The organism is Lutibacter sp. Hel_I_33_5, from assembly GCF_007827455.1.
Classification (GTDB): Bacteria; Bacteroidota; Bacteroidia; order Flavobacteriales; family Flavobacteriaceae; genus Polaribacter.
The window spans coordinates 1,610,326-1,632,310 of sequence record NZ_VISM01000001.1; the positions used below are offsets into that span (position 1 = coordinate 1,610,326).

The window sequence follows — 21,985 nt, forward strand, 5'->3', positions numbered from 1 at the left end:
ACCTACTGTACAATAATTTTTTTGCTGATATTTTTATTGTTTTTAGTTTTAATATGCACCAAATAAACTCCTTTAGAAACTCCTGAAATATCTAAATTTTTAGCTTTAGATACTCTAATTTTTCTGCCGTTTAAATCTAAAAGAGATAACTCTCCAACCTCAACTCCAGAAATAATTACTCTATTTCTAGTAGGATTTGGATGAACAGAAACTTTACTTGTTAAAAGTTGTTCTACTTCAATATTTAGAATACTGTTATAATCTATTTCTGGTTTAAATAACAAGCCATAATTTGTATTCATAAAAGTGGCATATTTATAATTTGAATAGCCAATAACTACCATTTTATAAATTTTAAAATCGCTTGGTAAATTATTGAATTCAGACCCTGTAATATTTTTTGTTTTTAGTACTTCATCTGCATTAGAGTTTTTTATTCTGTTACCCACAGTACCATCTTCATGTGCTAAATAATGCCCAAATCTTTTTCTTAAATGTTTTAAAGCATCATTTGAAGCTAGATTATCATCATGAATCCTAAAAATTCCAACAATACTATTAAAAAAAACTCCAGCATCATCATAAATTTCATCGTCTACCCATTTATCATCAACCTCTTCTAAAGAATCTACTTCTCCATCCTTATTTTTATCAGCACTGTAAAAAAACTTAACAGGTTCATTACTTGTTTGACTTATACTTGCAATTCTTTCCCCATTATCACTAATTATATGGGCTTTTGGATTGTTTACACCATCTGAGCGTGTATCATCTAAAAATGCAATATCTCTTACAATATTTGTAACTATTTCTGAGATTAATGTTTCTAAAACTGGTGTGCCATTTCTAGTCGCTTTATCAAGTTTTATTATTTTTATTGCATTTTCGCCTGAGTTGTTTTTTTTAATAACTCCACAAACTAATTCTGTATCAGAAGTTTCTTGACAACTAAATGTAACATTGCTTGTTAAATTTCGATCATTAGCAAACATCTCTGTTGACTCACTACAAGTGTTCTCAGAAAAATCACATTCTTTATAAAATATTTTTCTATCACTACCAACAAACTCGCTATATACAAACTGGGCTTTTTCTGTTATAGAAAAGCCTCCTTTTTTTGTTTTAATTAAAGAGCCTGCATTAAAGTTTTCTATTGTAGTTACACTATTATCTTTATCTACTTTTTGTATTTCTTTTTTATTGTTTGTGACTAAAAATTTGTCTTTATGAGTTAATACATCATATTGAAATGTGCTTACTGGATTTGGAATTGGCAGTGTTAGGTTTGCAAATTGTTGTTGATGAGGCGCGATATGTACATTTAAAATATTAAACCCTTTATTATTGGTAAAACCAACATCGATTGTACCAGAAGCTTTTCCTGGTCTTGTATTAAAATTTGAATATGAATTTATATTTTCTGCATCTAAATAATTAAAATCAATTTCTGAACAGGTATTATTTTTGTAATCAAAAACCATGTTTTTTGCAAGATTAAATCCTTGAAAACTTTCTATAGCCAAAATTTTAGATCCATCAGCATTATAAATTGAATGATCCATCGTATTTTTATTCACACAATTAGTATCATCTTGTTTAAAAATTGACCAAGTGTTATTCGCTAATTCAATCCTTGTAAATCCTTGGTGACTGGCAGAATTATTTGTTGATGTTCTTACGACTACTTCATTATTATTAGGATGTATATCAACCTGAAAACATGGATAGTTTAATGTAGAATTAGGTTGTAGTTTTTCATATTTGGTAAAAACACCATTATTCAATGAACATAAACCCCCATAACTAGTAATGTATAAAACATCATTAGCATCTAGTCCTAAATCTGTTAAACCGTTATTGTTTAACCCAGAATTATCTTTTGTATAATTTACCCAAGAATCATTTGCAAAATCTAATACCCACAGACCTTTTGTAGCGCTAGCGAAATATACTTTTGTACCGTCTTTATTTTCTATTATTGATGTAGGTATAAAATCAATATCTTTTTTAGCACTTAATACCCCATTCTCTAACGTTTGATAAAATTTTTTACTTCCACCAAAAATATATAGCGTACCATTTTTAGCCCAATAGATTTTAGTATGATCAAAATTATTATTAGTAAAATCTTCTAAAGTTTCATTAAATAAAGGATATTTAATTTCATTTGTAGTTAAATTAATTTCTAATATATTTTTACGATCTGTAATGGCATACAGCAAATTATTATTTGAAGAGTTTATTGCAATTTGTTCAAGTTTTCCCACAGGGAAAGTTTGCGAAGTCAAATTTTTAAAATCTACTACTTTAAGAGTATTATCTAACTTTACATACCCCATATCGGTGCCACAATGTAGATTTCCTACACTGTCATACTTCATGTCGTAAATTTTCTTGGGTTGCGAATATTGATACCATCCGTTTGTTTGAGAAAACAAGCAATGAGTAAAAAACAATAAACTAAGGAATAGTTGTACTTTTTTCATGATAAATAAATTTTATGTGTTGATACACTAAATATATTTTTTAGAAAAATCTCTCGCAAAAAATTGTGATAAGCAACACATAAAACAGCATGAAATACATTACAAGTTCTTCTTATAATGCCTAGATAAAGGAATTACTATATCAGTATGTAAGATTATCGAATTACTATTCGTTGTTTTTATATAATTTTTATTAATAATATAAGACTTATGTATGCGAACAAAATTAGAAGGTAAAGTTTCTTGTAAAGTTTTTAATTTATTTCTGTCAACAATTTTCTTCTCTTCAATATGAAACTCAATGTAATTTCCATCAGATTTTATATACTTTAAAGAATTTAAATACACTTTACTTTTGTTGTTTAAAACAATAGCATCTGTTAAATTTTTTTGTTTCTCTTTAATTACTGAATCTACTAGTTGTTCTTTTTCATATATTATATTTTTCACCATTAAAACTAATGCAATGGTAATTAATACAATTTCTATAAAAGAAGAATAAAGTAGTATTGGTAGATTATTAATCATTCCGTTTACAAAACCACCACTATGGTATAAAACAGAAATTACCGCACCTAAAATCATACTTAAATACGCAAATGCAAAAAGGCCATGTTTTAACTTATTTTTTTTATAGATTGTTATGATTTGATAAGCTATTATTATAGTGCCGAATAAATGAATAGTGTACCATATTTTCATAAATATTGGTATGAAGCCTGCAAACAATTCATTAAAGAAAAAGTGGAGTAAGATTCTTAAAAAAACTGCAACTCCTAATACCCATAATAACGTTTTATACAACTTTGGCTGATACTTTTTAGCATCTAAAAAATGTTGAGAAAACAATACAAATAAAATCAATGCAATTTCACTAAAAACCACATAGTGTTTATACTTATTCAAAACTGCATGACCATCTAAAATTACTTGTTGGAAAACACCAGAATAAGAAACAATAAACAACCCTAAAAAAAGCACATATAAAGCATAAAACAAATACATTTTATCTTTTAAAACTATTAACAAGCAAATACTTATTAAAACACAAATAAGACTTAAACCAACATAAACACCAATTAAAATATATTCTTTAAAACTTGTGTTATTGTACGAATTATCATCCAATAATATTATGTTTGTCACCAACGGTCTACCTTTTGCTTTATTAAATTTTATTAAAAAAGTGGATGCTTCTTTTTCTTTCATTTGTATTGGAATTACAAAGTTTCTGTTTTTCTCTTTTCTTTTAAGAAAAGGATACTTTATCCCTGTTGAATCAACAATATTTAATCCTAAATTATCTTTTTTATATAACTCAATTTCATAAATTAACGCATTAGAAAATCTTAAAAAGTATGTATTCTCTTTTTTAGATATATTTTTAATAATAAATTTTAATAAGATTGTTTTTTGATTAAAATCGAAGTAAAAAAAATCTTTACTAGATTTATTGGTAATAAAATCAATTTCAGCAAAATCTTCTAATAAAATATCTTCTTCAGAAGTAAAAAAAGAAGTGCTTTTAGTTAAATTAACGTTTGTGTTTTCAGTAGAAACGAAAAGTGTGTCTTGAAAAGCAAAACTTTTTAATGAAAAAAAGATAATTATAAGGAGGATTTTACGCATTTCTTAGACCAGTTTTTTTTATAAACCTTTTGATAAAATTACAAAAACAATTGTAAATAAGCAGTTTACAAAATTGTGAATAAGTATTCGACCATAAACTTTATTTCTTTTACATAAATTTTTATATTTGTTATAATGACATTAGCCAACTACATCAACGATTTATTATACAGACATGAATGTGTTATTATTCCTAATTTTGGAGGTTTTGTAACCAATAAGATTAGTGCACAACTTCATAAAAATAAGCAACAATTTTATCCGCCAACAAAACAAATTTCTTTTAACAGTCATTTAAAACATAATGACGGTTTATTGGCAAATTATATTGCTGAAGTTGAGAATATTTCTTTTGATGATGCATTAAATTCAATTTCTAAAACAATTACTAGTTGGGAACAAAAATTAGTGTCAGAAACTGTAGAAATTGACTCTGTTGGTACATTATCTTTAAATGATAAAAAACAACTGATTTTTGAACCTAATACTACGATTAATTATTTAACTGATTCTTTTGGTTTAGCAGCTGTTAATTCTTCAGCAGTTACACGATTTAAAGAAAAAGTGATTCCAATTATTCCAGTAGAAAAAGAAGAAAGAAAAAGAGTTCCTGCTTTTATTAAATATGCGGCAACAGCAGCAATTTTATTAACCGTTGGCACATTGGGATGGAAAGGGTATCAAAATGATTTACAACAAAAACAGCATTTAGCTAAAGAAGAAGCTGCATTAGAAAAGAAAATTCAATCGGCAACGTTTGTAATTTCAAATCCGCTTCCAACTATCAATTTAAATGTTTCAAAAGAGCAGCCAAAATCTTTTCACATTATAGCTGGTGCTTTTCAGTTTCCAGAAAACGCTACAAAAAAATTAAAACAATTAAAAGCGAAAGGTTATAAAGCCAGTATTATTGGTAAAAACAAATGGGGCTTAACACAAGTTGCTTTTAGTAGTTATTCAACCAGAAGTGAAGCTACCAATAATTTGTATAGAATTCAGGATACTATTTCCGAAGATGCATGGTTATTAATTAAAAAAGCAATGTAGTCTTTTAACTTTTTTCCGAATTCCTTTACTTAACTAATACTTATCTTTGCTCAAAATATTTCTTTTAATGAGAGCAAAAACACCTAACGAATCTTTAGCAGTTTTAACCGACTTAGTTTTACCTGGAGAAACAAACTATTTAGATAATCTTTTTGGTGGCGAATTACTAGCTAGAATGGATAGAGCTTGTAGTATCGCAGCTAGAAGACATTCAAGAAGAATTGTAGTTACTGCATCAGTAAATCATGTTGCTTTTAATAAAACCGTTCCAGTTGGAAGTGTGGTGACTATTGAAGCAAAGGTTTCCAGAGCTTTTAATTCTTCTATGGAAATTTATGTGGATGTTTGGATTGAAGACAGACAGTCTGGCGAAAAAACTAAGGTAAATGAAGGTATTTATACTTTTGTTGCTGTAGATGAAACTGGGAAACCTATTAAGATTGCTCAAGTAAATCCAGAAACCGATCTAGAAAAAGAACGATATGAAGGAGCTTTAAGAAGAAAACAATTAAGTTTAATTTTAGCAGGTAAACTAAATCCTAACGAAGCTACTGAATTAAAAGCTCTCTTTAATTAAATGAATAACTATGGACTTTGATTTAAATAATTATAAAATAATTCAAACATTAATTGTAATTCTTTCTACCGTTCTAGTTCGATTTATCATTCTTTTTTCTCTAAAGAGAATTTATAAAAAATTAGGTTTTCAGAAAGCAAGATTTGTTGTTGCAAAAAAAGTTTTTTCTATTATAGTTTATATAACAGCAATAGTTGTTATATCATTTATTTGGGGTGTAAATAAAAACGAATTACTATTATTTATTTCTTCTTTTTTAACAGTTTTAGGGATTGCACTTTTTGCGCAATGGTCAATTTTATCGAATATTACAGCAGGATTAATCTTATTTATTAGTTATCCAGTAAAAATTGGAGATGTAGTAACCATCATGGAAAAAGACAATAGTATTACTGGAGAAATAAAGGATATTGGTGCTTTTTTTATCACGTTAAAAACTGACACTGAAGAGTTAATTACGATACCCAATTCTGTAATTCTTCAAAAAACAATAAAATACAAATCTTAGTTTACTTTTTCTCTAACGCTTCTATTTCACCACTTTCAGAAAGTATCATTGCTATTGAGCGTGTTTTTTCTATTTGAGAGAAAATAATCATCAGTATCACCGTAATTGGAACTGATAAAATCATTCCAGTAACTCCCCAAATTGCTCCCCAAATAGTTAAAGATAAAATAGTGACTAAAGGACTTAAATTCAATGATTTTCCAAAAACTCTAGGCTCAATAATATTACCTACTATCACTTGAACTAAACCAACAGCTAATAAAACAATGATGAATGGTGAAAACTCTCCAAACTGAATTAAGCTGAAAATCGCCGGAAATAATGTTGCAATTAACGATCCAATAGTTGGAATATAATTTAATAGAAAAATTAAAAAAGCCCAAAAAGGTGCAGAATCTACACCTACAATTATTAACGCTATATAACTTAATATTCCAGTTAATAAACTCATATAAGTTTTCAATCTTAAATAATTAGATATGGAATTTTCTATTTTATCTAACATCCCTTTTACATTGTTATACTGGTTATCTTTTATAAAAATCTTTCTTAATTTTTTAATAAAACTTCCTTCTTCTAAAATGATAAAAAGAGCATAAATTATAATCATAAAAGTATCACCCAAAATACCGCTAATACCGTTTGCAATACTCCCTAAAAAAGATCCATAATTAAAATCTCCAATAACTGACTTTACAGATTTAATAATATCTACATGAAAATAAGCACCTAAATTATTAATAATCTTTTCAATATTGGGTTCATACCTGCTATACGACTCTGTAAGGTCGGTTATGCTAGAAGTAATAATTCCAGAAATAAAACCGAAGGCTAAAATAATTAATGTAAAAACAAAAACATTACTTAACCATTTAGGAATAAACCGTTTAGAGAAAGGAATTTTATAAATTGTTTTTCTAATTTCTCTTGTTAAAAACCAAAAAATAAGTGCAAAAATAAACGGAATTAGAATCCCTTTTCCCACAATTAAAGCCGTAATAATTGCAATAGTTACAATAATAAAGTTTGTGATATTTTTCATTTTTTAAAGATAAGAAAAGCTATCGTTTTAATATCCAATCAGATGGATTTAAACGTTTTGTGTTTTTATACAACACAAAAATAAGTTTGGTTTTACCAGTAACTTTATTAGTAAAAACATCGCCAATAGTTTGTCCTGTAATTACTTTATCACCTTTTTTTACATAGGTTTTTTCTAAATTATTATAAGCAGTAATATAATTACCATGTTGTATTAAAACATTTTTATGACCATCAGCTGTCAATAAAATTTCAAAAACTTTTCCATTAAAAATGCTTTCTGCTTTTGCTGCTTTTTTAGTTGCTATGTGTAAACCTGTACTATTTATTGTAATTCCTCCAATTGTTGGATGCGCTTGTATACCAAATTTTCTAGTAATTAAACCCTCTTCAACTGGCCAAGGCAATCTTCCTTTATTTTGCTCAAATTTTCCTGCTAATGCTTTTGCTTCTGGTGTTAAATTAAATCCTTTAGATTTTTTTACCCCAGCTTTTCTTTTCTTATTAGAAAGCGCAATAGCATCTCTAATTAGTTTATCAATTTTAGCAGCTACCTTTTTTTCTTCTTTTAATTTATTTTGTAATTCTCTTTTAAATTTTTTCTCTTTTTTCTTAATGGTAGAAATTAACACTTCTTGCTGCTTCTTATCTTCTACAATACTATTTTTCTGCTCTTTTTCAGATAAAATTAATGTAACTTTTAACTGTTTTTGATACACCAAAGAATCTTTTAAACTTCTTACATCATCTGTTTTTATTGCAATTTCTTCACCTTGCTTTTTTCTAAAAGAAGTATATTGTTTCATATACTGTAGCCTTTTATAAGCCTGATGAAAGTTCTGCGATGATAACAAAAACATAGTCTTACTTTGTTGCGATTTGCTCTTGTATGATTTAAAAATCATATCAGCATAATCAGCTTTTAATACTTCTAGGTTTTTAGTGAGTTTTTGGATTTCTTTTTCTGTAGTTTTTATCTCGTTTGATAAAACTTTTGCTTCAAGATTTATAGTTCTTATCAATCTATTTCTTACATTAATTTTCTGATTTAAATCCTGTAAGTCATTTAATGCATTTTTCTCTTTTTTTATCGTTTCAAAAAGAAGTTTGTTAACTTTTTTAATTTCAGTTTTTAGCTTTTTTCGTTGACTTTCTAACTGTTTTCTAGTTTGAGCATTTATAGATAAAGCAATACATAGAAAAAGGAAAACAGATATGAAAAACCGAATATTTTTCATTAAAACTGTAACTTTTTATAACCGGAAGGAATTCTAAAAGGCATACTTAAATCTGTATCGTAAACCACAGATCTCACATTTATATCAAATGTTGTAGTTTTAGTATCGTCTGAAGCCTTGATAAACATTTTACTTGGAAAAAAAGTATTGTCTTTATCAAAATAACCTGGATATGATATCGTTAATTCTTGATTTTTAATAGTTCCAAGAATTGATTGATTTTTCAACTTATAATTTATAGGATTGATATGAAAAAAAGCCTCAAATAAATTGTTTTGATTTTTTGGCGATACTACATAAACATTTTCTACAGCTTCAACAGTTTGTTTTTCATTTTCTAAATCTGCCATTGCCTGACCCAATAACATATTTTGTAATTGATTAAAATTAACATCAACACCTAATATTTTTTTTAACATAGAAAAATCACCTTCAAAATAATCCTTTTTATAAGGCGAATAATAACTCACTTTTGTGGGTGTGATTTTTGCCTTAAAAACAGTAATAAACTTAGTCCCTTTTAACCAAATTACCTCATCTTTTTTAATTTTCATTCTCAAGGAAAAACCAATACTTTGCTTTGGATTTTTATAATTTACTTTAAGATTTGCATCGACAGTTTTTTTATTAAAATTAGCAGCAAGATGATTTTTTACTACTTTTTTTACTGATAATTTTTTAACTCCAGAATCTGTACCAACAAGATCTTTTTTTGCTTTACAAGAAGTAAAAACTACAGCAATAATTACTAAATATTTTAAAAGTTTCATCACTTACTTTATTAACTTTTTAGCTTTATTTTTAAACTTGTTTTCTTCTATTTTATTTCCCAACCCTTTATAAGCATTTGCTATTTCTAAATAAAACTTAGCCTCTAAATTAGTATCATCTATTACAAAATCGATACCATTTTGTAAAACATCTAATGCTTTTTGATGTGATTTCTTATTGTTTAAAGCACTCCCGTTCATTAAATAAACATACGGTTGAGCTGGAAAAAGCTCTAAACCTTCTTGGCTATACTTAAGTAAAACTTGTTTGTTTTCTATAAACGATTTTTCTAAAAGTTGTTTTAAAAGTGAATAATTTTTATCAGATTTAAATTGACTTTCTAAACTCGCCAATGTTTTTACTGTATTCTCTTTTTTTACTATTTCAGTTTTAGGTTGGTTATTTGATCTATTAAGATTCTCTTTAATACGCCTTAATCTAGAAGTTAACATTTTTGAATCTTCCAATTCATTCAATATTTTCTTCGCATCTACATGATTAGAATTCATTAAATATAAAAAAACCAGTTGTTGTTTTTTCTTTGGGTGCTTTAAAGCAATCTTCTTTTGAACTCTAATGGCATCATTAAAGTTTCTACCTTTTTTATGAATAGCTACTAAATGCTCTAACAACCAAATGTTTTCTGAATCTTTTTCTAAACTTTTATTAGCAAACTCTAACGCCTCAAAATTTTTATTAAGTTTAAAGTAATTTTTAGATAACTCGAATAAAACAGCTTTATTATTCGGAATTATTTCATTGCAATTGTCTAAATTTTCAATTGCTTTTTGATGATTATTAATCGCTTTTTCTGATAAAGCCTTAAAAAAATAGTCTTGAAATTCTAGGTTTTTTTTCTCAGAAAGATCCACTACAGTAGGAATGCTATCTTGAGCAAAAAAGAAGAAAGAAGAAAGAAGAAAGAAGAAAGAAAGCACAGCTTTAAGAAGTAAACTACTTTCTCTTCTCTCTTTTCTTTTCTCTATAAAATTTTTATGTAAGTTCTGTATAATCACCTATACTTACTGATGTATAATTTCCGTTATATTTTGCATGATTTCCAATCATAGCATTATCTAAATTAGCATTAGATATTTCAACATTATCCTGAATTAATGAATTCACAATAATTGAATCTTCTACTACACTATTTGTGCCAATTGATACATAAGGCCCAATTTTAGTGTTCTTTAAAACTACATTTTCTCCCACATAACATGGTTGTATAATTTCAGAATTTTCTAATACCACATTTTCTGCTACCAGATTATTTCCATCTGCATGCTCAAACCCTAACACTTGTTTGTTCGTATCTACCGTTGGATCTTTTTTTCCACAATCCATCCATGCAGAAACTTTTCCAGGAATAAACTGTGCTCCTTGCTTTTTTAGTGATTCAAGTACATTCGTTAATTGATATTCTCCATTTTCTCTTAAATCATTATCTAGTAAATACTGAATTTCTTCTTTTACTTTCTCACCATCTTTAAAATAATAAATCCCAATAATGGCTAAATCCGACACAAAGTCTTTAGGTTTCTCTACAAAATTAGTAATAATTCCATCTTGTAATTTTACCACTCCAAAAGCACTTGGATCATCAACTTGCTTCACCCAAATAGCACCATCTGCATTGGCATCCAATGTGAAATCTGCTTTAAATAAAGTATCTGCAAAAGCAACCACACAAGGACCACTTAACGATTCTTTTGCACAATGAATTGCATGAGCAGTACCTAAAGCTTCTTCCTGTACATACACCGAACCTTTTGCGCCTAAAGTTTTTGCAATTGCTAATAATTTTTTAGTGGTATTTGCTGGAAATCCTTTTGCTGCTGGACCAATAATAAAAGCTATTTCTTCTATAGTTTGATTGACAACACTTGCAATATTTTCTACTAAACGTTGTACAATTGGTTTACCTGCTATTACAGTTAATGGTTTTGGAATTGTTAATGTATGTGGTCTTAAACGAGACCCAATTCCTGCCATTGGAACAATTATTTTCATCAATATTTTTTTATAATTTTAAAGCTGCAATATAGTATTAATAAAGGATTGAAAAAAGTTAAATCCCTTTTGGTATTGCATTAATTAACGCTTTTGTATAACTGCTTTTTGGTGTTTTATAAATAACATCTGCATCTTCTATTTCCTCAATTTTTCCTTTATTCATTACTACTAATTGATCTGACATATATTTTACCACGGACAAATCATGTGAAATAAAAATATAAGTAAAGTTAAATTCGGATTTTAATTGATTTAATAAATTTAAGACTTGCGCTTGAACCGAGACATCTAAAGCTGATACCGATTCGTCACAAATAATTAATTTAGGCTGTAAAGCAATGGTTCTTGCAATTCCAATTCGTTGTCTTTGTCCACCAGAAAATTCGTGTGGATATCTATCAAAATGATTTTTTTCTAAACCAACCTTTTTCAACAATTGTAACACATATTCTTTTCGTTCTTTTTTAGATGATAAAATTCCGTGAACTTTCATGGGTTCCAAAATTGCATTTCCAACAGTAATTCTAGGATTTAATGAAGAAAAAGGATCTTGAAATATTATCTGTATTTCCTTACGCAACAATTTTAATTCAGTTTTAGAAAGCTGAGTAATATCTTTTTCGTTAAAAAAAATTGTTCCTCTTGTAGCTTTTTCTAGATGAAGAATTGTTCTTCCCAAAGTTGTTTTTCCACAACCAGACTCTCCTACTAAACCTAGTGTTTCTCCTTCATAAATTTTAAAAGAAACACTGTCTACCGCTTTTACAATTTCTTCCTTTTTAAACCAAGTTGCTTTGGTAATAAAATGTTTTTCTAAGTCTCTAACCTCTAATATTGGTTTTCCGCTATATATTTTTTGATGAAAATCTGCTCTTTCTTTATCTGTATAAATTTTAGCACTTACTTTATCATTTACAAAATCATCAACCGTTGGCAACACCTTTAATCGCTCTTCTAAATTTGGTTTCGACTTAATTAAGGCCTTGGTATATTCTTTTTTTGGATTTAAAAATATTTCCTCGGAAGAACCTTTTTCAACAATATTTCCTTGATATAAAACCACAATTTCATCTGCAATTTCTGAAACCAATGCCAAATCATGGGTAATGAATAAAATACTCATTCCTGTTTCTTGCTGAATTTCTTTCAACAACAAAATTATTTCTTTTTGTATGGTAACATCCAACGCAGTTGTTGGTTCATCTGCAATTAACAATTTTGGCTTACAAGCAATTGCCATTGCAATCATTACACGTTGTTTTTGTCCACCACTTATTTGATACGGATACGAAGAGAAAATCTGTTCTGGTCTAGGTAATTTTACTTTATTAAAAAGCGAGATTACTTCTTCTTTGATTTCTTTAGAAGTTAAATTAGTATGTTGTTCTAAAATTTCTGCAACTTGAAAGCCACAAGTTAAGGTTGGATTTAAAGAACTCATCGGTTCTTGAAAAATCATAGCGATGTCATTTCCTCTAATTTTTTGAAACTCTTTTTCCGAATACTTAGAAATATCTTCTCCATTAAAAATAATCTCACCTTCAGAATTAGCATTTTTTGGTAATAATCCTAAAATTGCCAACGAAGTAATTGATTTTCCACTTCCACTTTCTCCAACTAATCCTAAAATTTTATGCTTTTTTATTTTAAATGAAATGGTATTAACAACATTTTCATCTGAAGAAAAAGAAATAACAAGATTTTTAACGTTAATCATTCTAACAAATGTAAAACTTATTAAACAATTTTCGTTAGCTATAAAAACTATGAATTATTAACAGTGATAGATTAATATATTTTTTAGACTTTTGTCGAAATTATTAATCCCTCAATAATGCAACAGAAACTAATAAAGTGTTTAGTTTTGCTATGCCTTGTTAACGCGCCAAAAATCAGTTCTCAAGACAAAAAAGAAAGAAAAAATATTAATCAGAGTCACAATCTCATTCAACTTAAAAAGCTGAGTGAAAATTTTCAAAAAAAGGCTTTAAAAGAAAAAGAAAAGGCTCTTAAAACTGCTAGAAACAAAGATTGGAAAATTAACTATTCTAGCACGAATGGTCAATTTACTGAGTTAATAGCCATAAAGGATGGTAATCCTGTTTATTTTACAGAAAATAATACTGATGCTTCTCATGCTACTAGAACAAGTCATTTAAATACGAATGGTAGTTTAGGTTTAAATTTAGATGGTGAAGGAATGGTTATTGGCATCTGGGACGGTAAAATCCCAAAACAAAATCACCAAGAATTTAATAATACTTCTAACGGTAATAGAGTTTCTATTGGTGATAATAGCACAAGCTTTAATTCACACAGCACCCATGTAACAGGCACTATAATTGGTGCAGGTATTAACCCTATCGCAAAAGGCATGGCTCCAAAAGCAAAATCTATTAATTTTAATTGGTTAAATGATTTATCTGAAACCGCAAATGCAACATTAGATGGATTGTTAATTTCTAATCACTCTTACGGTTTGTTACTTAGGGATGCTAAAGGCAAAGTAATTGTTAACGCCTATCAGTTTGGCAATTACTCGAAACGCGCTAAAAGCTGGGACAATATCATGTATAACGCACCTTATTATTTAATGGTGAAATCCGCAGGTAATGACGGTTATGATTCTGAAGTAAATAACAACCCATTAGAAGGCAAAAGAAATTACGATAAACTTGTAGGAAGTTCAACATCAAAAAATAACTTAGTCGTTGCAAACACCAATGATGTTGAAATTGATTCTGAAGGTAATTTAATTTCTACCACTATTTTTTCTGGAAGCTCTCAAGGCCCTACAAACGATTTAAGAATTAAACCAGACATCTCTGGAAATGGAGTTAACATCTATTCATCCTCTTCTAAAAACAATAGTGATTATTCTTTTTTTACAGGTACATCAATGTCTACAGCAAATGTTAGTGGCTCGTTACTCTTAATTCAGCAACATGCAAAAAACACTCGTGATTCTTATTTAAAAGCTGCTACTCTTAAGGGATTAGCACTTCATACTGCCGATGATATAGAAGAAAATGGTCCAGACGCAAAATCTGGTTGGGGTTTATTAAATGCTAAAAAAATGGCTGAAACTATTTCTTCTGATGGTACTAAATCGAAAGTAAAAGAACTCACACTAAAAGATGGAGAAAAATATGAGTTAACTATTAATTCTGACGGAATAAACTCACTACAAGCTTCAATTTCTTGGACGGATAAACCTGGGACAGTTAACAAAATAATAAATTCATCCACGCCAATTTTGGTAAACGACTTAGATATTAGAATTACAAAAAATGATGATATTTTTTATCCTTGGAAATTAACAGGTGTTACAACAAAGGATACAGGCGATAATGTTGTAGATCCTTTTGAAAGAATAGATATTAATAACGCTAAAGGAAGCTATACTGTTACTGTAACCCATAAAGGCGTATTAACTGATAACAATCAAGATTTTTCATTATTAATAACTGGAATCACGAATGAAAGAATAATAAATAATTCTAATGATATCAACTTTAAAAAAGTAAAACTATATCCAAATCCTGTTATCAAAAATGAAAACTTACATTTAAATTTTTCATCAAAAAATTTACAAGAAACTTTAAAAATAGTAGTTACAAATTCACTAAATCAAAAAGTTTTAACTCAAAATATTGAAGGAGCAGGAGAAAATAATTCTATTATAATTAATACAAATAATTTAAAATCTGGAATCTATTTTTTAAGAATTGAATCATTAGAATATAATATTGTAAAAAAAATCATTGTAAAAAACCCAAATTAATTTAAATGCTTTTTTTAATTATAAACCTCTTTAATGTAAAACTTAAAGAGGTTTTTTTGTTTCTTTGAATCAAATTTATTTTAATGAATTACTTAACGGTTGAAAACATATCTAAAGCTTACGGTGAACGTGTCCTATTTGAAGATATTTCTTTTGGAATAAATAAAGATCAAAAGATTGCTTTTATAGCAAAAAATGGAAGTGGAAAAACGTCTATTTTAAACATTATTGCTGGAAAAGACACTTCTGATACAGGTCAAATTGTTAGTAGAAAAGATATTCACATAGCTTATCTTTCTCAGGCAGATAATTTAGACAGTGCACTTACGATTGAAGAAACCATTTTTTCAACAGAAAATAAAATTCTATCTGTCGTAAATCAATATGAAGATGCCTTAAAAAACCCTGATGATTCTGAAGCTTATCAAAAGGCTTTTGAATTAATGGAACAACATAATGCATGGGATTTTGAAACCCAATACAGACAAATTTTATCAAAATTAAAATTACACGATTTAACTCTTAAAGTAGGATCACTTTCTGGTGGTCAAAAAAAGAGATTATCGTTAGCTATCGTTTTAATAAGCAAACCTGATTTATTAATCTTAGATGAACCTACAAATCATTTAGATTTAGAAATGATTGAATGGTTAGAAGCTTTTTTTGCTAAAGAAAAAATAACATTATTTATGGTAACACATGATCGTTATTTTTTAGAACGTGTTTGTAATGAAATCATAGAATTAGACGAAGGAAAAATATATAAATACAAAGGAAATTATTCCTATTATCTTCAAAATAAAGAAGAACGCTTGGCATTAGAAGCAACCAATTTGGGGAAAGCTAAAAGTTTATTTAAAAAAGAATTAGAATGGATGCGAAAGCAACCAAAAGCAAGAACTACAAAATCGAAGTCTAGAACCGATGATTTTTATCAAATAAAAGAAAAAGCACATCAGCGAAGAAAAGACCATACTATTCAGTTAGAAATAAATATGGAGCGTTTGGGAAGCAAAATTTTAGAGCTTCATAAAGTCTATAAATCGTTTGGTGATTTAAAAATTCTAGATGGTTTTGAGTATGTTTTTAAACGTGGTGAGCGTATTGGAATTATTGGTAAAAACGGAACTGGAAAATCGTCTTTTTTAAATATTATTACAGAAAAATCTCCGGTAGATAGTGGAAAAGTGATTTTAGGAGAGACTGTAAAATTTGGATACTACACACAAGCTGGAATTACGATTAAAGAAGGTCAAAAAGTTATTGAAGTTGTAAGAGAATTTGGAGATTATATTCCGTTAAGCAAAGGGCGAAAAATATCTGCTTCTCAACTTTTAGAACGTTTTTTGTTTGATAAAAAAAAGCAATATGATTTTGTTGAAAAGCTTTCTGGTGGAGAACAAAAAAGACTGTATTTATGTGCGGTATTAATACAAAACCCTAACTTTTTAATTCTCGATGAACCTACAAATGATTTAGATGTAGTTACTTTAAATGTATTAGAAAATTTCTTATTAGATTATCCAGGTAATTTATTGGTGGTTTCTCACGACCGTTATTTTATGGATAAAATAGTTGATGCCTTATTTGTTTTTAGAGGAAATGGCTTGGTAGAAAATTTTCCTGGAAACTATTCAGATTTTAGAGTATATGATTCTTCTTTACCAAAAGAAAAAACTGAAAAAAAGCAAACAAAAGAGGTTAAAAAAGTAGCAACCAAAAATATATTATCTTATAATGAAAAACGTGAATTTGGTGCTTTAGAATCTGAAATAGAAAAACTTCAAAAAATAAAACTTAGAATCGAAAATCAGTTCTTAAATGTTGAGATAGAACCTGATGATATTTCAAAAAAATCTGAAGAACTACAAAATACCATTGATACTTTAGAACAAAAAGAAGAACGTTGGCTAGAGCTTTCTATGAAATTAGAAGGTTAATTTACATTCACAATATCTTCATCTGCAATTAATTCTTGATTATTAAATTTCAATAAAATTTGAGCAACTGCAATGGTGTCTTTTTCACAATAAGAAACAATTCTTTCTATGTTTTTTTCTTTGTAATATACATCTGCAACTTCGCTGCCATCTATATCATCTTTTGGAGATGGAATCCCTAAAATGGACGTTAATAATTTAAGTGAAGAATAATGCTTAAAATCACCAAACTTCCATAACTCCATTGTATCCAAGTGTGCGACTTCCCATGGTTTCTTACCAAACAAATTCAATTTTTCAGGTAAATCAATACCTTTAATAATCATTCTTCGTGCAATAAAAGGGAAATCAAATTCTTTACCATTATGAGCACATAAAACATTATTTTTTTTAGCAAAATGTTTGTCGAGTAACAATTTAAAATCTATTAAAATTTTGTACTCATTATTTCCATAAAAAGAGGTAACCCTTAGTTGATTTTTCTTTTCATTTTCTACAAAATAACCAACAGAGATACAGATTATTTTACCAAACTCTGCCCAGATTCCAGCTCGAACATAAAATTCTTCTGTAGTAATATCTTCTTTTCTTTGATAGGATGTTTTTTGCTGAAATAGTTCTTTTTTATCATCAGGTAAATCAGAAAAATCTTCAATTTCTGGAACGGTTTCAATATCTAAAAAAAGAATGTTTTTTAGGTTTACTTTTAAATTCATAGCAACAATATTTTGTTTAAAAATACAAAAAGTATCTTGGTTAATTTAATGTTACCTCAACTTAGCTAAGATTAAATGATTGTTAAGGAATTGTTCTACAGTGGTTTTATTATTACATTTGAGTATTGATAATATCAATTATAAAGAATGAATAAAGGAGAGATTAAAATTTTATTAGTTGACGATGAGCCTGATATCCTAGAGATTGTTGGATATAACCTAAAAAATGAAGGTTATCAAATCTTTACTGCTTCTAACGGAAATGAGGCTATAAAATCTGCTAAAAAAAATATTCCACATTTAATATTGTTAGATATTATGATGCCAGAAATGGACGGAATTGAAGCGTGTGAAAAAATCAGAAAAATTAAATCTTTAGAAAATGTAATCATCTCATTTTTAACGGCAAGAGGCGAAGATTATTCGCAAGTGGCTGGTTTTGATGCAGGAGCAGATGATTATATTACAAAACCTGTAAAGCCTAAAGTTTTAATGAGTAAAGTAAAATCTTTATTAAGAAGGCTTAAAACAGACAAACAAACTGAAACTACTTTTACTGTTGGAGATATTGTGATTGATAGAGACGAGTACGTTGTTTTAAAAGCTGGAAAAAAAATCACACTACCTAGAAAAGAATTCGAACTTTTTTCATTGTTAACTTCTAAACCTGGTAAAGTGTTTAAAAGAGAAGTTATTTTAGATACCGTTTGGGGAAATGAAGTTGTAGTTGGTGGAAGAACTATTGATGTTCATATTAGAAAATTAAGAGAAAAAATTGGAGATCATCATTTTAAAACCGTTAAAGGTGTTGGTTATAAATTTGTATTAGAAGGAGCTGATAAGTAAATTTGCTCTTGTATGAAAATAAAAAAAACCTATTCTTACGCACTTTTATCTGCATTATATTTAACACTTATTTCTGCGTTAATAGTTATAATTTCTTACTTCATTTTTTTTAAATCTTTAGGACCAGCTGCGATTATTTTTTTTATAATCATCCTTTTTTTAGCCTCCTTTTTTATCATTCAATATAGAACAGAACATTTTATTTATCGTAGAATGAAAAACATTTACGATGAAATATCTTTTCTTGAAGCGGATGAGATTTCTAAAGTTTCTGTAACTACCGATATAGAAACGCTCTCTAAAAGTGTACAAGATTTTGTGGAAGGAAAGCGTCTAGAAATTAAAGATTTAACCGAAAGAGACTCTTTTAGACGTGATTTTTTAGGAAACGTTGCGCATGAGCTTAAAACACCGCTTTTTACCGTTCAGGGTTATATTTTAACATTGATTGAAGGCGCAGCAGAAGACAAAGAGATTCGGACAAAATACCTTAATAGGGCTAATAACGGAGTGGAAAGATTAAACGCAATTATTAAAGATTTGGATATGATTTCCAAATTAGAAACTAACGGCGTTAAAGTTAATAAAGAAGTATTTAATATTCTCGAATTAATCCAAAATGTGATGGATTTATTTGAAATGAAAGCTAAAAAAAGAAATATTACTATACAATTTGATAAATTATACGAGTTTCCAGTTTTTGTAAAAGGTGATGTAGAAAAAATTGAGCAAGTTCTAATCAATCTTATAGTAAACTCAATAAAATATGGTAAGCCAAACGGCACGACAGTTATTGGTGTTGAGGATTATTCTGAAGGTAAATTTATCATCAAAATCTCCGACAACGGAGAAGGTATTAAAAAAGAACATTTATCACGTTTATTCGAGCGTTTTTATCGTGTTGACCAAAGTAGGTCTAGAGAACAAGGTGGTTCTGGATTAGGACTTTCTATTGTTAAACATATTGTTGAAGCACATAACGAAACTATCTTATTAAAAAGTATTTACGGTGAAGGCTCTGAGTTTTCATTTACGTTGGAAAAGGCTAAATAAACCTGAATTGAACTTAGTTTTTTCTGATTTTAACCCTTCATAATTTTTAATTTCTGCTAATTTTTCAATTGAAAAATCGTCTTCTTTACAAAATGGAGCTAGGTTTCTTTCTTCCATATATTTTGCTAAATATTCTTGTTCAGATTGATTTTTAGTAGGAATAAAAAAAGCTTTTTTATTTAAAACCGCTAAATCCATGATAGAAGAATATCCAGATCTACAAACAACAATTTCTGATTGATTAATTAACTTTTCTAATTCCGATGAGAGTACATAATTAAAAATTGTGATGTTATTTTCTTCTGTTATTTTTTGTTGAGATTCAATATTTCCTTGCACTAAAACAACAGTTCCTTTAAAATTAGAAAACTTTTCAATTAATTTATATTCTAGCTTACTTCTGTTTGGTTCTGGGCCAGAAAGAATGATTAGAATATCAACTTCTTTCGTTAACGTTTCTTTTTTAAACCGACTTAAAACACCAATATATTTCTTAGGTATTTTAATAGTTTTTGCTTGTGATAATGTTCCTGAAAAGTCAGAATTTAGCGTATCTGGAATCCAACATTCATCAAATTTATTAATAAATTTTTGATGAATTTTACTTGTAAAAAAAGTTGTAATTCCTGATAAAACTTGTAATTGATGTGTAATATAAACCGACTTTACTTTATCGCTTGTAACACCAAATCGATTATCAGAAATTATACCAATAACCTCATCATCAGCATTTATAAAATTATTAATTACCTGTTCTTCTTTTTTTATTGCTTTTAGAATTTTTGGAGTTTGTAACAATAAATTCCATCGTAGGTTTTTACCATATTTTATATGATAACTAGGAAGTTGGATAGTTTCTAAACTCGAGAATTCTTTTTTAAGAAATTGTAATGAATCATCGTCTGAAGCAATAATGGGCGTAAATCTATTTTCTATTAAAGACTCAATAATTGGCACACTTCTAGTAGCATGACCTAAACCCCAATTTAGTGGTGCAACAATTATTTTCTTTTTTGTCATTTCTTTTGAAAATACCTGAATGACAAGTTACATTTTTTAGACTAAATCGAAACCAATATCTTTTCTGTAATTCATTTTATCGAAATGAATTTTATTAATGCTATTATATGATTTCTCAAGAGCTTCTTCAATAGTATCTCCAAAAGAAGTTACTGCCATCACTCTTCCTCCTTTAGATAAAACAGTATCGTTTTCTAATTTTGTACCAGCATGATATACAATTGAATCAGACACATTCTCAATACCCGTAATCTCTTTGCCTTTTTCATAAGCTTCAGGATATCCTCCAGACACTAACATTACTGTAGTTGCTGTTTTAGAAATCACTGAAAAAGATTTTTCTTCCAATGTTTGTTTAGCAACACCTTCAAATAAATCTAATAAATCAGATTCTATCCTCGGTAAAACAACTTCTGTTTCTGGATCTCCCATTCTAACATTGTATTCTACAACAGAAGGATTTCCTTTATCATTCATTAATCCAATAAAAATAAAACCTCGATAATCTATTCCGTCTTTTTGTAAGCCGTTTATTGTCGGTTTTACAACCAATTCTTCTACTTTATTAAGAAAGGCATCATCCGCAAACGGAACTGGAGAAATAGCTCCCATACCACCTGTATTTAAACCTATATCACCTTCTCCAATTCTTTTATAATCTTTTGCTGAGGGTAAAATTTTGTAATTTTTTCCGTCCGTTAATACAAAAACAGATAGTTCAATTCCTTTTAAAAATTCTTCAATAACAACTGTTGATGATGCCTCGCCAAACTTTTGATTGGATAGCATTTCTTCTAGTTCTGTTTTTGCTTCATCTAAATCATTTAAAATCAACACTCCTTTTCCAGCAGCTAATCCATCTGCTTTTAAAACAAAAGGAGGTTGTAATGTTTCTAGAAACTTTTTACCTTCATTTAACGTTAATGCCGTAAAAGATTGATACTTTGCAGTAGGAACTCCATGTTTTTGCATGAATTGCTTAGAGAAGTCTTTAGAACCTTCTAATAAAGCTCCGTCTTTTTTAGGTCCAATAACTGGTATTTTTTTTAGCTCAATATCAGCGAGAAAAAAATCATGAACTCCTTCAACTAAAGGAGCTTCTGGCCCTACAACAACCATTTCTATTTTATTCTTTAAAACAACTTCTTTAACAGCATTAAAATCGGTTGGATTGATATTGATATTCGTTGCTACTTTATGTGTCCCAGCATTTCCTGGTGCTACAAATAATTGGTTGATTTTTTTGCTTTCAGAAAGTTTTAAAGCGAATGCATGTTCTCTACCTCCAGACCCTAAAATAAGAATGTTCATTACTA

Annotated in this window: 18 protein-coding genes; 7 read left to right on the forward strand and 11 right to left on the reverse strand. The window is 28.3% G+C overall.

Going from position 1 to position 21,985, the window contains the following annotated elements; genetic code table 11:
• Positions 1-2 precede the first annotated feature (2 nt).
• Both OD91_RS07080 and OD91_RS07085 read right to left on the reverse strand, forming a co-directional pair.
• On the reverse strand, positions 3-2,486 hold the full coding sequence (locus OD91_RS07080; RefSeq protein WP_144895688.1) for a T9SS type A sorting domain-containing protein: 2,484 nt from the start codon (positions 2,484-2,486) through the stop codon (positions 3-5).
• 99 nt (positions 2,487-2,585) lie between these two features.
• Positions 2,586-4,115 carry a 7TM diverse intracellular signaling domain-containing protein gene (locus tag OD91_RS07085; protein ID WP_144895689.1) on the reverse strand — a complete coding sequence of 510 codons (1,530 nt, stop codon included), beginning with the start codon at positions 4,113-4,115 and terminating at the stop codon, positions 2,586-2,588.
• Between the two features lie 135 nt (positions 4,116-4,250).
• Between OD91_RS07085 and OD91_RS07090 the strand changes: the two genes are divergently transcribed.
• From OD91_RS07090 to OD91_RS07100, 3 genes are all read left to right on the forward strand, one after another.
• Positions 4,251-5,162, forward strand: a complete 912-nt coding sequence (locus OD91_RS07090) for an SPOR domain-containing protein (protein ID WP_144895690.1) — start codon at positions 4,251-4,253, stop codon at positions 5,160-5,162.
• A 67-nt stretch (positions 5,163-5,229) separates the two neighbouring features.
• Positions 5,230-5,739 (forward strand): acyl-CoA thioesterase, encoded by a 510-nt coding sequence (locus OD91_RS07095; RefSeq protein ID WP_144895691.1) that lies wholly within the window; start codon positions 5,230-5,232, stop codon positions 5,737-5,739.
• A 10-nt stretch (positions 5,740-5,749) separates the two neighbouring features.
• Positions 5,750-6,247 (forward strand): mechanosensitive ion channel family protein, encoded by a 498-nt coding sequence (locus OD91_RS07100; RefSeq protein ID WP_144895692.1) that lies wholly within the window; start codon positions 5,750-5,752, stop codon positions 6,245-6,247.
• 1 nt (position 6,248) lies between these two features.
• Here OD91_RS07100 and OD91_RS07105 read toward each other — a convergent pair whose 3' ends face one another.
• From OD91_RS07105 to OD91_RS07130, 6 genes are read right to left on the reverse strand one after another with little or no spacing between them, the layout of a single operon-like run.
• Positions 6,249-7,289 carry an AI-2E family transporter gene (locus OD91_RS07105; RefSeq protein ID WP_144895693.1) on the reverse strand — a complete coding sequence of 347 codons (1,041 nt, stop codon included), beginning with the start codon at positions 7,287-7,289 and terminating at the stop codon, positions 6,249-6,251.
• Between the two features lie 19 nt (positions 7,290-7,308).
• Positions 7,309-8,526: a murein hydrolase activator EnvC gene (locus OD91_RS07110; RefSeq protein WP_144895694.1), complete on the reverse strand. Its 1,218-nt coding sequence runs from the start codon at positions 8,524-8,526 to the stop codon at positions 7,309-7,311.
• Positions 8,526-9,296 (reverse strand): DUF4292 domain-containing protein, encoded by a 771-nt coding sequence (locus OD91_RS07115; RefSeq protein WP_144895695.1) that lies wholly within the window; start codon positions 9,294-9,296, stop codon positions 8,526-8,528. The genes OD91_RS07110 and OD91_RS07115 overlap by 1 nt, the downstream gene beginning before the upstream one ends.
• A gap of 3 nt (positions 9,297-9,299) precedes the next feature.
• A complete protein-coding gene (locus OD91_RS07120; RefSeq protein WP_144895696.1) occupies positions 9,300-10,313 on the reverse strand; it encodes a lipopolysaccharide assembly protein LapB in 1,014 nt (337 codons plus the stop codon).
• Positions 10,291-11,307 carry a sugar phosphate nucleotidyltransferase gene (locus OD91_RS07125; protein WP_144895697.1) on the reverse strand — a complete coding sequence of 339 codons (1,017 nt, stop codon included), beginning with the start codon at positions 11,305-11,307 and terminating at the stop codon, positions 10,291-10,293. Before OD91_RS07125 ends, OD91_RS07120 begins: the two co-directional genes overlap by 23 nt.
• 58 nt (positions 11,308-11,365) lie before the next feature.
• Complete coding sequence (locus OD91_RS07130; RefSeq protein WP_144895698.1) at positions 11,366-13,027, reverse strand: ABC transporter ATP-binding protein; 1,662 nt, start codon at positions 13,025-13,027, stop codon at positions 11,366-11,368.
• Positions 13,028-13,144: 117 nt separating this feature from the next.
• Here OD91_RS07130 and OD91_RS07135 point away from each other — a divergent pair, with 117 nt between their 5' ends.
• Both OD91_RS07135 and OD91_RS07140 read left to right on the forward strand, forming a co-directional pair.
• Complete coding sequence (locus OD91_RS07135; RefSeq protein ID WP_144895699.1) at positions 13,145-15,094, forward strand: S8 family serine peptidase; 1,950 nt, start codon at positions 13,145-13,147, stop codon at positions 15,092-15,094.
• A gap of 83 nt (positions 15,095-15,177) precedes the next feature.
• A complete protein-coding gene (locus tag OD91_RS07140; protein ID WP_144895700.1) occupies positions 15,178-17,034 on the forward strand; it encodes an ABC-F family ATP-binding cassette domain-containing protein in 1,857 nt (618 codons plus the stop codon).
• On the opposite strand, the gene OD91_RS07145 is transcribed toward OD91_RS07140, so the two are convergent.
• A complete protein-coding gene (locus OD91_RS07145; protein ID WP_144895701.1) occupies positions 17,031-17,750 on the reverse strand; it encodes a 3'-5' exonuclease in 720 nt (239 codons plus the stop codon). The two genes, OD91_RS07140 and OD91_RS07145, sit on opposite strands and share 4 nt — an antisense overlap.
• 147 nt (positions 17,751-17,897) lie before the next feature.
• Between OD91_RS07145 and OD91_RS07150 the strand changes: the two genes are divergently transcribed.
• Both OD91_RS07150 and OD91_RS07155 read left to right on the forward strand, forming a co-directional pair.
• The gene (locus tag OD91_RS07150; RefSeq protein WP_144895702.1) at positions 17,898-18,596 is read left to right on the forward strand and encodes a response regulator transcription factor; all 699 of its coding nucleotides are present in this window, start codon (positions 17,898-17,900) and stop codon (positions 18,594-18,596) included.
• A 12-nt stretch (positions 18,597-18,608) separates the two neighbouring features.
• Entirely contained in the window at positions 18,609-19,649 is a 1,041-nt protein-coding gene (locus OD91_RS07155) for a cell wall metabolism sensor histidine kinase WalK (protein ID WP_144895703.1), read from the forward strand.
• Here OD91_RS07155 and OD91_RS07160 read toward each other — a convergent pair.
• Both OD91_RS07160 and purD read right to left on the reverse strand, forming a co-directional pair.
• Complete coding sequence (locus OD91_RS07160) at positions 19,623-20,669, reverse strand: glycosyltransferase (protein ID WP_144895704.1); 1,047 nt, start codon at positions 20,667-20,669, stop codon at positions 19,623-19,625. The two genes, OD91_RS07155 and OD91_RS07160, sit on opposite strands and share 27 nt — an antisense overlap.
• A 36-nt stretch (positions 20,670-20,705) precedes the next feature.
• On the reverse strand, positions 20,706-21,980 hold the full coding sequence (gene purD / locus OD91_RS07165) for a phosphoribosylamine--glycine ligase (protein WP_144895705.1): 1,275 nt from the start codon (positions 21,978-21,980) through the stop codon (positions 20,706-20,708).
• Positions 21,981-21,985: the final 5 nt, after the last annotated feature.